Origin of the sequence: Flavobacterium sp. GT3R68, from assembly GCF_007109225.1 — a bacterium.
In the GTDB taxonomy this organism is placed as follows: Bacteria; Bacteroidota; Bacteroidia; order Flavobacteriales; family Flavobacteriaceae; genus Flavobacterium.
The window spans coordinates 35,356-51,108 of record NZ_VJZK01000004.1; the positions used below are offsets into that span (position 1 = coordinate 35,356).

Sequence of the window (15,753 nt, forward strand, 5' to 3'; positions counted from 1 at the left end):
TCTTTTAGAAGAATCTTGGTGATTTGTCGTAACCTTTTAAGCCAAATGTATCCAGATTAAAAATAACGAATATCTCATGTGAACCGGAATTGAACTCCCCTAAATTATTGACAGTGTGGTCATAGGCATAGCCTATTCGCAATTGAGGAGTGATTTTATAGTTCACTAAACCACTGAACGAATCATCGAAGCGATGGGCGGCACCGATTTCAAATTTATCATAGAATAAAAAGTTCGCCGTAAGTTCTGCCGACAAAGGAGAATTGCTTACTAATTTAGTCATGAAAGCGGGCTTAAACTTTATGTTATCGGTCAGATCGAATACATACCCCCCAGTGAAAAAGAAATGCAATTCATCAATTCCTATCGCATTCTCACCACTGGTTTCTTTCAGTTGTTTGTTTGGCAAAAAGTTCGGCACCGAAAGTCCTAAATAATATTTATCGGTAAAATAAAAAGCCCCCGCTCCTAAATTAAAAAACGTTTCACTCACATTATGAAAGGCTTCATCCGAACTGGTGTCACCCTGATTCAGTTGAAATCCATCGAAATCGGTATTGAAAAAGTTAATACCGGCTTTAAAACCTAATGAAAGTTTCGCTGAGTTGTTCAGTTTTGCCACATAGGCAATATCTCCGGAGATAGTCGTTTCATTCAATACTCCTTCACCCAACTCGTCTTGCACGATATTTATACCGGTTTCGAATTTTTCTGATATTGGTGTGTGGAAAAATAGGGAAGCGGTAGTTGGAGCTCCAACGGCACCCACCCATTGTGTACGATATATTCCACCGAGATCAATTATGCCTAACTCACTGGTAGCATATCCGGGATTGATAACACTCATATTATACATATATTGAGTGAACTGGGGATCTTGCTGAGCATAAGAACTGGCAAAGGCCAATAAAAATACTGCGTATAAAAGGTTTGTTTTCTTCATCATAATTATCGGCTTAAATATAATCTTCCTTGTTTAGGCTTCGTGCCAATCGCATCATTGAAATGGACAATATAGAAATAGACTCCCGTTGGTAAAACATCACTTCCAATAATGGTAGTCTGATTTGGTTTTCCATCAAATGGCGCAGTATCTATATTTCCTTTATAAACCATATTACCATAGCGGTTATAGATTTCAAGTACAAACTCAGGGTATAGAAGTTCTATATCTCTTATGATAAATGTTTCGTTTTGAGTATCTCCATTCGGCGAGAAACCATCCGGAATAAATAAATCATCACATGCAGTTAAATCGACTGTCACTTCTAATCGTGTTGAACTTTCGCAAGCCCCTGCAGTTACTGTTGCGTAATACGTTGTGTTATGTGCCAACGCATCTGTGGCGCTGTAAGCAGTACCCCCCGATGCAGCATTGTACCACGTAATGTTTACACTTGGAGAAACATTTGCAGTTAAATCAGCAATAGTAGGATTGTCCTGAATACAAAACTCATTTCCATCCGCAGCTATAGTTGGCGCACTTGGATCATTAATAGTGAAAGTTATCGGATTTAAAGAAACTGTATTCGCCCCACACAATGTCGTGTCATAAATTAAATCCTGAACAGTAACAGTAGTAGCACCTGCGTTTAGCAGCAACGCAGCAGGAATAATGAAACCCGTTGAAGCGCCTCCCGTTATCTGAATCCCTACTGTATTATCAACACTTGTATTCGCTCCTGATAAATCATAAATAATGGTGTAGGTACCGTCAGCCAGAGATGAAGCAATGATAACTTCTGCATCTGAGGCAAGACAGATGTCAGATACCGTTAGTGTAGCTCCGGTGATATTCGGTAATGCAATCACGTTAAAGATATCGGTAACTGCCAACCCGGAAGTAGCACATCCTGTTGCAGTATTTGAAACAGCTGTAATGGTAATCGTAGTTGTTTCCGCAGTTGTTAAGAGAGCGGCCGGAATATAAAAAATACCTGCTCCGCCTGTTATTGTCACAGTAGCAGTTTGTGCGGTTGCATTATTAGTTAAACCTGTTAAATCATACGTAATACTATACGTCCCGTCTGCTAAATTTGCAGCATTCAATAAGGTACCCACGGCATCCTGTCCTAAACAAACATCTGCCACGGTCATTTCACCTTGATTAATTGTTGGAATTGGATTCACATTGAAATCTCTTGATAGAGCGGTAAATGTATTGGAACAAGTTGTACCGGTATTTACGACCATAGTAATGTTCAATGTAGTCAATCCGGTATTTGTCAATTGAGCTGCAAGTAACGTAAAGTTTGTCACACCGCCTGCAACAGTAAGGTTTACTGTTTGAGCCGGCATAGTGTTTGCCCCGGAAAGTGTGTATGTTAAATCATAATTGCCATCTGCTAAACCTAAACTGTTGATTGCTACTGACGCATCAATTCCCACACAGATATCTGCGATAGTAATTTCGGATGGTACGATTACCGGAATCGGATTTACAACAAAAGTATCCGGTGGTATGCTACCTGTTCCTGTACATAAAGTGGCAGGATTGGTTATACCTGTGATAGTAATGGTATAACTTCCGGCATTGCTTAATTCAGATCCTTGGACAATGAAAGGTCCGCTTCCTGATACCAGCACTACCGTACTTGTTCCCGATATCGTATTGGCTCCGGTTAGATTATAATTTATATTGTATGTACCATCTGCTAATAAGGAGCCACTGATATTTGCAGTCGCTCCGCTTCCTAAACAGATTGGTTCCACTACATTAACCATAGTTCCGGTTAAATCCGGTAGAGGATTGATTACAAAACTGTCAGGAATGTTAATCGGACTTGTAGTACATCCCGTGGTGTTATTGGTAATCGAAGTAATTGTAATGTTTGTGGTTCCAGTATTTGTCAGTATGGTGGAAGGTATCACAAAATTTCCTGCACCTGAAACTATTGACAGGATAGCCGATTGGCTAACTCCCGTTGTGTTGGCTCCGGTTAAATCATACAGAATAGTATAACTTCCATCCACTAAGTTAGTGGCGTTAATTATATTTCCCGAGGCATTTTGTCCCAAACAGATAGGGTCTACGTTAAACTGACTTGGCGTTACATTCGGTAACGGGTTTACCATGAAATCTTTTGGAAAACCTAAAAGATTGCTACAGGTTGTACCTGTATTGGTTACCGAATTAAAAGTAACGGTAGTTAATCCAACATTAGTCAATAATGCACTCGGAATATTAAACGTCCCACCTGGAATGGTGAAATTCGCAGTTTGTGTACTGGGACCATTGGCACCAGAAATCGAATAATTTATCTGGTAATTCCCGTTAATAAGTCCGCCGCCGGTTGTAATACTAACAGTAGCGCTGTTTCCGATACAAGTCGGAGCGATAGTAACTTCTGTGGCTAAAATGTTTGGAATTGGATTTATATTAAAACTAGTTGCTATATTCAATCCCGGAACAATACAATTTCCAGCTCCGGCAGTAGTATTAGTAATCGAGGTAATTGTAATTGGCGTGTTTTCTACATTGGTCAATAATGTACTAGGGATTATAAAAGAAGTGTTCGGGTTAGTGTATACTATCGAAACAGTATTCGCCGAGCTTGAATTTAATGCACCGGTTAAATTATAAGTTAAAGTATACGAATTCCCAACAATTAAGTTAGGTGCAGTAAGTATTCCTGTTGCATTACTTCCTAAACAGATATCTTGAACTGTCAATGAAGCACTGGTAGGATCAGGTATTGGAACAATATCAAAATCAGTTCTTAAATCTGCCGCACTGGTACAATTGGTAACCGCATTTGCAATAGATGAAATGTGTACAGTAGTATTTCCTAAGTTCGTTAATAAACCAGGTGGGATATTAAATGAACCGCTTGTTGGGAAAGTTACAGTTGCTGTCAGACCAGTTGCAAAATTCGGTGCGGATAATTCATAAACGATATTATAAGTTCCGGCAGACAATGTCCCTGTCAGATCAGTTAAAGTTACCTGACCAGCACTTCCCAAACACACAGGGTCTGTAGCGCTAAGAGTAGTATTACTGGTATCAGGGTTTTCATTTACAATAATAGTAGCCGATAAGCCGCTTACAGGGCCACTACATGCATTAGGGGTCGTGTTGTCTACAATATTAGTAATGGTAATCGTATAATTACCGTCATTTGGTATTTGAGTAATAGGTATATTGAACGAAGTGTTTCCAGCCGCATCAAATACAACCGCAACTGCAAATCCTGTTACGGTATTTACTCCCGTTGGAATATAAGTAATAGTATAGGTTAAATTGTAATTACCCGCGCCTACTCCAGCTCCCGAAATTGAAGCAGTGGCAGATTGTCCCTGACATACAGGCTGCACTGATAATGATGCAGCGTCGATAAGCGGAATTTCAAGTACTTCGAAAGTGGCCATAATTGGGACCCCAATAACATCACAACCTGTAGTTGTGTTGGTAATGATAGTAAGCACCAAATTGGTAATCCCGGTATTTGTCAGTAGAGATGCAGGAATAGTAAAAGTACCTAATGGAGAACCACTAGCAATGGTTACGGTTGCAGTCTGTCCCGTAGCGGTGGTATTAGCTCCTGTTAGATTATACGTAATGCTATACGCACCATTTGTTAATTCCGGTGCAACTCCTGGATTAGTATCAAATAATAGTACTGTTCCGGATTGTCCTAAACACACATCAGCCACAGTAGCGATAATATCACCGGCGTCAGGAATAGCATGAATTTCATAGGAATCAGATGGACTTGTAAATGTAGTGGTCTGACACGTAGAGGAAGAACTGAATAAATTAGTGACGGTTAACATATATTGACCAACTACTAATAGTCCTGCTGGTAAATTAAATGGAACACTGGTTCCTCCTGTAAATTGGACATTGTTTTGTACATTGCCCGCCAAAGTAATATCTCCGGATATATTATAAGTAATGTTATAAAAACCATCCGTTAAGTTGGTTGCTCCGGAAATGTTCACAACTACATTTTCCCCATCGCAGATATTAGCTATACTAACGCTGATGGACACAGCGTCCGGAATTGGAGCTACCACGAAAGAAAAAGGAATACTGGCAGGTGAGGAACAGTTGGTAGTGTTATTTCTAATATTTGTTATTACAACCGAATAGTTTCCATCAATCGGGGTTAATGCGCTTAATATATTGAAAGGACCAGTACCTCCATTAATGGTAACAACAGCAGTCTGACCAGGCATAGGACCATTTGGCCCCGTGATAGTAAATGTAATGGTGTATGAGCCATCAGCTAATTGAATCGCAGGAGTGGTACCCCCATCACTGATTATACCTATTGCAGTTTCTCCTAAACAGATATTCTGAATGTTTAATACGGAATCAGATGGATCCGGATTTGGATTAATAATAAAGGAATCCAATAAACCCGCAATTGTTCTGGTACAATTGGTAGGTGCAGTGCTCGGGTCAAAAACCGTAGTAATAGTAACACTGGTAGTTCCTATAGTAGTTAAAAAAGCGGAATTAATTGTAAATGGTGCAGTGTTAATACCCCCGCTAAAAGTCACAGGTACGGTTGCAGTACCGGCGTTTGCTCCCCCTAATACATACGTAATATTGTAGGTTCCATTTGGTATCGGAATGGCACCCTGGATTATAGTCCCAATAATAGGAGTTGTGCCTATTTCACTAAAACAAATATCCGGTGCCACAGTAAGAGTGGACCCATTTAAATCGACAACTGGTTTAATGGTTATCACTACACTGGATGATGCTATATCACAAACAGGATGTGAGGGATCAACAGTATAAGTGAAAGTATAGGTTCCGTCACCAAAAGTGTTTGCGATATTTTGTATGTTGATAACAGAATCACCTGGCCCGGAAAGTTCTCCCGTACCATTCGTATCTGTCCAGAAACCACCATTATCTTCTCCGGCCAATTGATTGAACAAATCGACATTGGTATAAGCAGAAAAATCATCCGTTTCACAAAAAGTCAAAGGAGTAGCAACTCCCGCATTTGGCAATGGTTGAACTGTCACAGTTACAGTAGAAGTAAGATTCGTATTACATATTCCAATAATAGGTACGGTATACGTTAGGACATAGGTGCCTAAACCTGCTATTTGAGGATTAAAATTACTTCCGGAAAGAGATCCGGGAGGTCCTCCAGTCCATGTTCCATTGTTGTGGGGATTAGGGTTACTTCCCAATGAGCCAAATAAATTGTACGGTGCATCGTTAATACATAAATCCTTACTTGGGTCACTCACACCAGGATATCCGCCAAGGGTTATAGTGACATCTGCAAAATTATTAGGAGCAACGCATCCAGGAACGCTGGTAACCCTGTAGCGATAGGTAAAAATACCTCCGCGGTTGATTTGCCAGGTGTTTAATAATCCTGTGGCGGGATTTAAACCGCCGGAACTATTTAAATCCGACCAAACACCACCCGGAGTAGGTGTTCCTCCTAATAGAGAATATAGATCTACTACTCCAACGGGATTTGCTCCCATTGTAAATGTTTTTTTATCACAAATGGGCGGAAAACTACTATTACTAGTACCGGCACATTGAGAATACGTTTTTGTAATAGAAAATAAGGGAAGGAGGAATAATAATAAAAATATTTTTAAATACTTTCGTTCAAAGGTAGTTTTCATCATATTTTAAAATTTTGTTATAAATTTAACCATACCGTTAGAATTATGGTGTTATAAACTCATATTTTTATTACAAATTAAAACTTTTTTTTGACATTATTAACATTTCATGCAAAAAAAGTGCTGTCAAGGACTGTATTTGTTATAAATTAGGATTTTAACGCTTTCAAATTATGTAAAAAACTTTAAAAATTTAACAGTTTTGATTGATAAAAAGCTGACGTTGCTTAATTGGTACTGCCGTTATCGCTGGAATTCAATGAACATACGACTCCAACTACTAAAGTCAGAATGATAAAACTCAATGAAGCCCATTCAGGAAGTTCTACATAATCATGAAGTAGCATCTTAATTCCTACAAAAGCTAAAATTGCAATCAGGCTGTACTCCAGGTGTTGGAACTTTTTGAGCATATTGGCCAAAAAGAAATACATAGAGCGGAGCCCTAAAATAGCAAAAATATTGGAACTGAATACCAGAAAAGGGTCCGATGTGATGGCTAAAATAGCCGGCACACTATCCACGGCGAATAAAATATCGGTCACTTCAATCACCAGTAAAGCGACAAAAAGCGGAGTCGCTGCTTTCATGCTTTTGCGTAATACAAAGAAATTTTCCCCTTCAATATGATGGGTCACCGGCATCACCTTTTTCAATGCTCTGTAAATCAACGATTTTTTGGGCTGGAATTCTTCTTCTTTTTGTGAAACCAGCATTTTAATAGCTGTAAATATCAAAAAGCCACCAAAAATATAGGTCGTCCAGCTAAATTTATGGATAAGCATTATCCCAAAGAAAATCATGGCCGCCCTGAAGATAATGGCACCCAAAATTCCCCAGAACAAAACGCGGTGTTGGTATTTCTGAGGTATTCTAAAGGATTTGAAAATTATAGCAATTACAAATATATTGTCAACGCTTAAGGATAATTCGATAAGATAACCGGTAATGAATTTGATTGTGGCAGCTACCGGTTTGAGATGATCCGGATTCTCTATATAATTGTTGGAGTATATTATGTAAATCACGCCTGAAAATGCAAATGAAAGTGTAATCCATATTGCCGTCCAGATACCGGCTTCCTTATTGCTGATTACATGCGAAGTTTTGTTGAACACGCCTAAGTCTAAAGCAAGAAAAATGAAAATCGATGCCAAAAACAATATCCAGACAATCATATTGTGAGAATTTAGGTGTGGTATTACAAATATACTTATTGATTTTGAAACATTCTATTAAATTGTTTTTTAAATATGAATGGAATTTATAAAAACATAATTCCGACCTATACCCCTAAAAAAATAGGGCTAAGTTCTTTTTAATTTAATTTTTTATATCTTTACATCGAAATTAATAGGGTAAAAACTTTTAAATCTACTTTTATGTCAACATTACGTTTCAGAGCATTAAATGATGCCGCAAACAGAAAGCCAGTAAAATTTGAAGAATCCGGAAGGAAATCCCATCTCTTCGGATCGAATGTATTTAATGATCAGGCGATGCGCCAATTTTTGACGCCTGAAGCGCATCAGGCAGTAAAAGATGCTGTGCAGAACGGGGTTAAGATTGACAGGAAAATTGCCGAGTATATTGCAATGGGAATGAAAGAATGGGCATTATCAAAAAATGTAACACACTATACGCACTGGTTTCAGCCATTAACAGGAACAACGGCAGAAAAACATGATGCTTTTTTTGAAACGGATTTTGAAGGTGGTTCTTTCGAGAAATTCGGTGGCGGACAATTGGTTCAGCAGGAACCGGACGCATCGAGTTTCCCGAATGGAGGAATCAGAAATACTTTTGAAGCCAGAGGATATACCGCATGGGATCCAACATCTCCTGCTTTTATTTTTGGAACAACCCTATGTATTCCGACGGTTTTTATATCATACACAGGTGAAGCTTTAGATTATAAAACGCCCTTGCTTAGAGCCTTGCATGCCATGGATCAGGCCGCTACGGATGTTTGTAAATACTTTGACAAAAATGTTAAGAAAGTGACCGCTACCTTAGGATGGGAGCAGGAATATTTCCTGGTTGATATCGCTTTGGCAAATTCAAGACCGGATATCCTGATGACCGGAAGAACTTTATTAGGACATACTTCTGCGAAAGGCCAACAATTGGATGATCATTATTTTGGTTCTATCCCCACCCGTGTATTATCATACATGAGAGAATTGGAGGAAGAATGTATGCTTCTTGGAATTCCTGTAAAAACACGCCATAATGAAGTGGCTCCGAATCAATTTGAGCTGGCCCCTATTTTTGAAGAAACAAACCTAGCGGTAGATCACAATTCTTTATTGATGGATGTAATGCAAAAAGTTGGGGAACGCCATGACTTTAAAGTTTTGTTTCACGAAAAACCGTTCAAAGGTGTAAATGGTTCCGGGAAACACAACAACTGGTCATTGGCTACCGATACAGGAATTAATTTATTGAGTCCGAGTAAAACGCCGATGAGCAATTTACAGTTTTTGACTTTCTTTATCAACACGATCAAAGCGGTAAATGATTACGAAGCTTTACTGAGAGGGGCAATTGCCACGGCAAGTAATGATCACAGGCTTGGGGCCAATGAAGCGCCGCCGGCAATTATTTCTGTTTTCATCGGGGCACAATTGACTAAAGTATTGGCTGAATTGGAAGGTGTTTCTACCGGGAAATTATCTCCGGAGGAAAAAACCGATTTGAAACTGAATGTGGTAGGTAAAATTCCGGATGTTCTTTTGGATAATACCGACAGAAACAGAACGTCACCATTTGCATTTACCGGAAATAAATTTGAGTTCAGAGCCGTAGGTTCGTCTGCAAATTGTGCCAATGCAATGACTACTTTAAATACGATTGTCGCCAAGCAATTGAAAGATTTCAAGAAAGCAGTCGATGTTTTGATTGAAACTAAAGACATGAAGAAAGATGATGCCATTTTCAATGTATTGAGAGAGTACATCAAACAATCCAAAAATATACTTTTCGAAGGTGATGGGTATAGTGAGGCATGGGAAAAAGAAGCTGCGAAAAGAGGTTTGAGTAATTTCAAAACAACTCCTTCGGCATTGAAAGCAAGAGTTTCGCAACAAGCATTGGATTTATTTAAAGAAATGAATGTAATGAACCACGTTGAGGTGGAAGCGCGTTACGAAATCGAATTGGAAGAGTATACCAAGAAAATCCAGATTGAAGGCCGGGTTTTAGGGGATATTGCTAAAAATCACGTGGTACCAACGGCCATTCGTTACCAAAATATTTTGATTGAAAACGTAAAAGGACTGAAAGAAATTTTCGGGAAAGACTTTGAAAAAATCGGAAAAGAGCAAATCGTTATGATCAGGGAGATTTCAGAACACATCGAAGGTATCAATACTAAAGTGGACGAAATGACTGAGGCCAGAAAGGACGCTAACAGTTTAACAGACGCTCATGTTATGGCCGAAGCTTACTGTGATAAAGTAAAACCTTATTTTGATGTGATCAGAAGTCATTGTGATAAATTGGAATTATTGGTAGATGATGAAATCTGGACCCTGACCAAATACAGAGAGCTGTTATTCACAAAATAAAAGTTTTTTTATAAAAATTTTACACCCGATGCGTTTCTTGAAACCTATCGGGTGTTTTTGTAATAAATTTATCTTAACTTAGTACTACTTAAAACGTTTAAGAATGAAAATGAAGTACTTAATACTAGTATTCTTTTTTAATGTGTTGGCTTCGCACGCTCAGGAGAGATTAGAAGTTTTTTTTGATTTTGATAAACATGAAATCAATCCCGTTGCCCATCAAAAACTAGTCGATTGGATTGAACAGTCCAAAGATATTGAGGTCCAGAATATTTACGGTTTTTGCGACTGGAAAGGTACCAATCCATACAACGATACCTTATCGGTAAAACGGGTTCAGGCCATTTATAATTTTCTGAAAGAACGGGATGTGAAAATCAAAAACCATTATGAAATCAAAGGCTTTGGAGAAGATTTTACCCAATCCAAAATACAGTCGGAAAACCGAAAAGCCATTATCATCTACGATAAAATAAAACCCAAAACTGCCGAAAGTGTCATATTGGAAGAATTAAATGAAAAAATGAAAACCGCAAAAGTGGGCGATTTGATTAAGCTTAAAAATATTTACTTCTACAATAATTCTGCAAAATTAGTTCCCAAATCAAAACCTATATTATACGAATTACTGTGTATTATGAATGATTACCCTAAACTTAAAATTGAAATACAAGGCCATATCTGCTGCCAGACAGAAGTTGGAAAATACGATGTTTCCATACCTAGGGCTAAAGCTATTTACAATTTTTTGGTACAGAATAAAGTCGACCGGAAGCGGCTTTCCTTCAAAGGATTCGGAATAACCAAACCCGTTCATCCGATTCCCGAAAAATCCGAAGAAGAAGAAAATGAAAACCGCCGGGTAGAAATTTTGATAGTTGAAAATTAACAACAATTACCCTCCAATCCATTTCTAAAAATTCTATACAATCAAAAAAACTGGTTATCTTTGCCCCACAACAACACAACGACAGAATGAGTTCAGATACCAGCAAAAGATACGCACTACGGGGCGTTTCAGCTTCTAAAGAAGATGTGCACAATGCGATAAAAAACATCGACAAAGGTCTTTTTCCAAAGGCTTTTTGTAAAATCATCCCCGACTATTTAACCCAGGACGAAGACTATTGCATCATCATGCATGCCGATGGTGCCGGTACCAAATCCTCTTTGGCATACATGTATTGGAAAGAAACCGGTGATATTTCGGTGTGGAAAGGCATTTCACAAGATGCGCTGATCATGAATATTGACGATTTATTGTGTGTGGGTGCGACTGATAATATTTTATTGTCTTCAACCATCGGACGAAACAAAAACCTGATTCCTTCAGAAGTGATTTCCGCGATTATCAATGGAACCGAAGAACTGATCGCAGAACTGAAAACTTTCGGGGTAACAATTCATTCCACTGGTGGCGAAACTGCCGATGTGGGCGACATTGTCCGTACCATCATTGTAGATTCGACGGTAACGGCCCGGATGAAACGAAGCGATGTGATTGATAATGCGAATATTAAAGCAGGAGATGTTATCGTTGGTCTGGCTTCTTTCGGTCAGGCAACCTACGAGAAAGGATATAATGGCGGAATGGGGAGCAATGGCTTAACATCGGCCCGTCACGACGTTTTCGATAAATATCTGGCACAAAAGTACCCGGAAAGCTTCGATGCCGCTGTTCCGGAAGATTTGATTTATTCCGGAAAAGTAAAACTGACGGATGTCGTAGCAAATTCGCCTATCGATGCCGGTAAATTAGTGCTTTCTCCAACCAGAACTTATGCGCCAATCATCAAGATAATCCTCGAAAAATACAATTCGGATTCTATCCACGGAATGGTGCACTGCAGTGGCGGTGCGCAGACAAAAATATTGCATTTCGTAGAAAATCTGCACATTATAAAAGATAATTTATTCCCGGTTCCGCCATTATTTAAATTGATACAGGAGCAATCCAAAACCGATTGGAAGGAAATGTACCAGGTTTTCAATTGTGGCCACCGAATGGAATTATACGTTCCGGAAAACATTGCTCAGGATATTATTGCGATTTCAAAATCGTTCAATGTCGACGCACAAATCATGGGCAGGGTAGAAGCCGCATCAACTAAAAAGCTGACCATCACCAGCGAATATGGGGTGTTTGAGTATTAATTAAAGCTGCTGTTTCAGGAGCTAATCCCGCTATCCGCTATATCCACGCAAAAAAGCGTGGGATGCCGCTTTTATCGGGGCTAAAAAAAATTGCATAATATGTACGAATTAGTTTTTTGGAGATACCAGGAGGGCACATATTTAAACCACCAGGAAGTGTATGAAAACCTTGTGGAGGAAGAACAACCAGTAGAGGGTTTGGAAGAACTGCCAACCACGTTAATTATCAACCGAATCAACTCGTTGTTTTCTAAGTGGGAACGCGTGGATGAAAACAGTTGGAAAAATAACAGCGGACCCGGTGCTTTTCATATCAGAACAACGCCTCAAAGCATCAAAATCGATTGCTACGGTACCGAAGGTAAAACGATGGACCTTTTCGTAGACATGATGGAAGAATTCAAATGTCCGCTTTATGATCCTCAAGTGCCGGAACGCTATGATGGCAATGAATAAAATTTTATTAGACATCATTCTTGAAGACAATCATGTTTTGCTGCGTCCGTTGGAAGCATCCGACATCGATTATCTTTTGCCTTTTTCAATCCATGAGCCCGAACTTTGGAAGTTTTCTTTAGTCCGCGCCAACGGAAAAGAAAATCTCGAAAACTATCTGCGGATTGCGATGCAAGCAAAAGAGAATCAAACCGAATATCCCTTTATTGTTTATGATAAAATAACAGGTCAGTATGCCGGAAGTACCCGTTTTTATGATATCAATTTCCCGTTCAAAACGGTGCAGATTGGTTATACCTGGTACGGCTCCGCTTTTCATGGGACCGGATTGAACAAACATTGTAAATATTTATTGCTCCAATTTGCTTTTGAAACCTTAGGTATGGAACGGGTTGAATTCCGTGCTGATAATACCAATGAAAGAAGCAAGGCAGCCATGTTGAGTATTGGCTGTAAAGTAGATGGAGTTTTGCGGAGCAATATGCCCACATGTGATAGTGATGTGCGTCGCGACAGTATCGTATTGAGTATCTTGCGCAACGAATGGTTTGATGAAGTGAAAGAGAACTTGAAGATAAAAATTGCGTAATGCGATTATGCTTCTGAATTACTGTCGCCTTTTCTAAATCCAATCAACTGTTTGTATTTTGTTTCTGTTTCCATTAAATCTTTTTCCAGCTGTTTAAACTTGCTGATATCTTTAATAGTTATTACCGCAGCCACCACATTTTCATTCTGGTCAATAACCGGTTTTCCGGTGATTAGTACACGTTTCTTTTCGTTGGTATTTGAATTGTAAAGCACAACATCAACATCATTGGAAGCTTCTCCTCTTAATGCTCTTTCCATAGGCAGGTTTTGGGCCGGGAATACTGTTTTTCCGTCTGGGAAATACAATTCAAAATGATTCGTGAAATCCGCTGATATTTTTTCGTCTTTCTTAACTCCGAAAAATTCGTTGGCCATATTATTGGCGAGTATTATTTTTTTATCTGCATTGGCCACAATAACGCTATCGCCAATATTTTCTACTATCAATCGTAGTTTTTCCTGATTTTCATAAAGTGCATCAATCGCTATGTGTTCTTCTTCTTCAAATTTTATCTGTTCGGTTATATCTCTTCCCACCAGATATAAAAGTCCTTGTTGCATATCAAAATTACTGTGCCAATGCACCCATTTATAAATCCCGTCCTTGCAAAGGATTCGGTTTTTAAAATTAGTAACCGATTCTCCTTTCAACAGTTTCGCAATAAATTGGTCTGCTTCTCCCTTATCCTCATCGTGAATTAATTCGGTGAATTTAATTTTAGACAGATCGTTTTGGGTATATCCCAGCGTTTTGGTAAAGGCAGGGTTGATTTTAACGAATTGCTCGTCTTTTGAAACAGCTATGATGTCAAAGGTTAATTTAAAAAAATTGTCTGCTAATATTAGCGATTCGTCATTTTCCATTATTTCGGTCACATCCCGGGCCACCGCATAAATCAGTCCGGATTGAAGATCTATGGTACAGGACCAATCCAGCCATTTGTAGGTGCCGTCTTTACACAATGCACGGGCTCTGTAATTAACAATTGATTCTCCTCTACTTAGTTTTTTGAGCATGGCCTCAGTGGCTTTGGCATCTTCCGAATGTGAAAAAAATAGAAAAGGTTTGTTTTCCATATCTTCTGGAGTATAACCGAGAGTGCGTCGGAACGCAGGATTTACTTTGATGAAATAATCGCCTTTCGCCACTACAAGTAAATCATGTGACATGTTGAAGAATTTATCGGCGTAAACCAATGTTTTTTCTTTTTCTTTCTGATAAGTGATATCCCGGGCTACTGCATACAACAAGCCAGTTGCCGAATCGGGAGTGGCGGACCAGGCAAGCCATTTTACGCCTCCATTTTTCGTCAGCCAACGGTTTTCAAATTGAATGGTAATGGCACCCATATTGAGTTTTGCAATTTCATTCAGGGTACTCTCATGATCGTGTGGATGGACAAAATCCAGAAATGGCTGGCTTAGTAGTTCTTCTTCACTGTATCCTAATACCTTACCGAGTGCGGGATTTACTTTTACAAATTTATCATTCGAAGCGATGACCATAATATCCATCGCCATATTAAAGAGTTTGTGCGAAGCTTTAATAGAATCTTCTGTTTTTTTCCTTTCCGTAATGTCTGTCGAAATCCCTCCGATTGCATAAATTCTTCCCGAATTATCATACAATGGAAACTTAACCGAAATGTAGGTATGAGCGCCATCAGGTAACTGCACGGTTTCTTCCGTTTTTAATTCCCGTAATGCTTTGACCACCTCAAGATCCGAATTACGGTAAATGTCGGCTACATTTTTTGGCAGAAAATCATAATCGGTCTTACCGACGATTTCTTCATTCGAAATATGGAATAAGGTTTCACACTGTTTGTTAATCAATAAATATTCCCCATTTATTTTTTTTATGAAAATCGGATTGGAAGTATTATCAATGATGGATTGCAGCAATTGTTTATTTTCAAAAAGAACGCTTTTCGAAACCGTCTCTGTTCGAAGACGACTCCTTATAATAAAGTAAAGAACAATAAGTAAAGAGAAAGATAGTCCAAAAAGTATCAGTTCAATCACGTCTAACTGCGTATCTCTTAATTGGTCTTTGGGAATAGTGAAGCGGGAAATTAAAATCCATGCGGAGGCTAAAACAACTAATAGATTAATGGCTAATCCTAGAAATATTTTTTTGTCGAAAGAAATTTTCATAACCTGAAGGTATTAAATTCGATACGCATGAAATAAAAAAAACAAGCTGATAATCTGAGACTTAAAGTGTAGGGAAGTTAGTGAATTTTATTCAATCGGCAAATAGAAACCTGATATTTTATTGCGAAATAGAGCACAAAACGGAAAAACAGAAAGTTTGAATCGGATACTTAAAAATTTTCAAAAGCAATGGCGCTCTTTAAGTGTATCGCTTTATTTA

General features: G+C 38.7%; 9 protein-coding genes. 5 read left to right on the forward strand and 4 right to left on the reverse strand.

Translation table 11 applies throughout. The annotated features are described in order from the left end of the window. Positions 1–4 precede the first annotated feature (4 nt). The 3 genes from FNW07_RS08740 to FNW07_RS08750 form a co-directional block, all read right to left on the reverse strand. Complete coding sequence (locus FNW07_RS08740) at positions 5–946, reverse strand: type IX secretion system membrane protein PorP/SprF (RefSeq protein WP_370511501.1); 942 nt, start codon at positions 944–946, stop codon at positions 5–7. Between the two features lie 2 nt (positions 947–948). Further along, a complete protein-coding gene (locus FNW07_RS08745) occupies positions 949–6,609 on the reverse strand; it encodes a gliding motility-associated C-terminal domain-containing protein (RefSeq protein WP_126742789.1) in 5,661 nt (1,886 codons plus the stop codon). A gap of 224 nt (positions 6,610–6,833) precedes the next feature. Beyond that, positions 6,834–7,784 (reverse strand): TerC family protein, encoded by a 951-nt coding sequence (locus FNW07_RS08750; RefSeq protein WP_126742788.1) that lies wholly within the window; start codon positions 7,782–7,784, stop codon positions 6,834–6,836. A 204-nt stretch (positions 7,785–7,988) separates the two neighbouring features. On the opposite strand from FNW07_RS08750, the gene FNW07_RS08755 reads away from it, so the two are divergent. From FNW07_RS08755 to FNW07_RS08775, 5 genes are all read left to right on the forward strand, one after another. After that, entirely contained in the window at positions 7,989–10,175 is a 2,187-nt protein-coding gene (locus FNW07_RS08755; protein ID WP_126742787.1) for a glutamine synthetase III, read from the forward strand. A gap of 103 nt (positions 10,176–10,278) precedes the next feature. Next, the gene (locus FNW07_RS08760) at positions 10,279–11,064 is read left to right on the forward strand and encodes an OmpA family protein (RefSeq protein ID WP_126742786.1); all 786 of its coding nucleotides are present in this window, start codon (positions 10,279–10,281) and stop codon (positions 11,062–11,064) included. Positions 11,065–11,150: 86 nt separating this feature from the next. Then, positions 11,151–12,329: an AIR synthase related protein gene (locus FNW07_RS08765; protein WP_126742785.1), complete on the forward strand. Its 1,179-nt coding sequence runs from the start codon at positions 11,151–11,153 to the stop codon at positions 12,327–12,329. Positions 12,330–12,428: 99 nt separating this feature from the next. Further along, entirely contained in the window at positions 12,429–12,785 is a 357-nt protein-coding gene (locus FNW07_RS08770) for a hypothetical protein (protein ID WP_126742784.1), read from the forward strand. Beyond that, on the forward strand, positions 12,772–13,374 hold the full coding sequence (locus FNW07_RS08775; RefSeq protein ID WP_370511504.1) for a GNAT family N-acetyltransferase: 603 nt from the start codon (positions 12,772–12,774) through the stop codon (positions 13,372–13,374). The genes FNW07_RS08770 and FNW07_RS08775 overlap by 14 nt, the downstream gene beginning before the upstream one ends. Before the next feature lie 5 nt (positions 13,375–13,379). Here the strand turns inward: FNW07_RS08775 and FNW07_RS08780 are convergent, their stop codons facing one another. Further along, positions 13,380–15,533: a PAS domain-containing protein gene (locus FNW07_RS08780; protein WP_126742783.1), complete on the reverse strand. Its 2,154-nt coding sequence runs from the start codon at positions 15,531–15,533 to the stop codon at positions 13,380–13,382. Positions 15,534–15,753: the final 220 nt, after the last annotated feature.

Excerpts from the sequence above, each read along its gene's own strand:
- FNW07_RS08740 (WP_370511501.1), bottom strand. The coding sequence starts at position 946 with ATGATGAAGAAAACAAACCTTTTATACGCAGTATTTTTATTGGCCTTT.
- FNW07_RS08745 (WP_126742789.1), bottom strand. The coding sequence starts at position 6,609 with ATGATGAAAACTACCTTTGAACGAAAGTATTTAAAAATATTTTTATTA.
- FNW07_RS08750 (WP_126742788.1), bottom strand. The coding sequence starts at position 7,784 with ATGATTGTCTGGATATTGTTTTTGGCATCGATTTTCATTTTTCTTGCT.
- FNW07_RS08755 (WP_126742787.1), top strand. The coding sequence starts at position 7,989 with ATGTCAACATTACGTTTCAGAGCATTAAATGATGCCGCAAACAGAAAG.
- FNW07_RS08760 (WP_126742786.1), top strand. The coding sequence starts at position 10,279 with ATGAAAATGAAGTACTTAATACTAGTATTCTTTTTTAATGTGTTGGCT.
- FNW07_RS08765 (WP_126742785.1), top strand. The coding sequence starts at position 11,151 with ATGAGTTCAGATACCAGCAAAAGATACGCACTACGGGGCGTTTCAGCT.
- FNW07_RS08770 (WP_126742784.1), top strand. The coding sequence starts at position 12,429 with ATGTACGAATTAGTTTTTTGGAGATACCAGGAGGGCACATATTTAAAC.
- FNW07_RS08775 (WP_370511504.1), top strand. The coding sequence starts at position 12,772 with ATGGCAATGAATAAAATTTTATTAGACATCATTCTTGAAGACAATCAT.
- FNW07_RS08780 (WP_126742783.1), bottom strand. The coding sequence starts at position 15,533 with ATGAAAATTTCTTTCGACAAAAAAATATTTCTAGGATTAGCCATTAAT.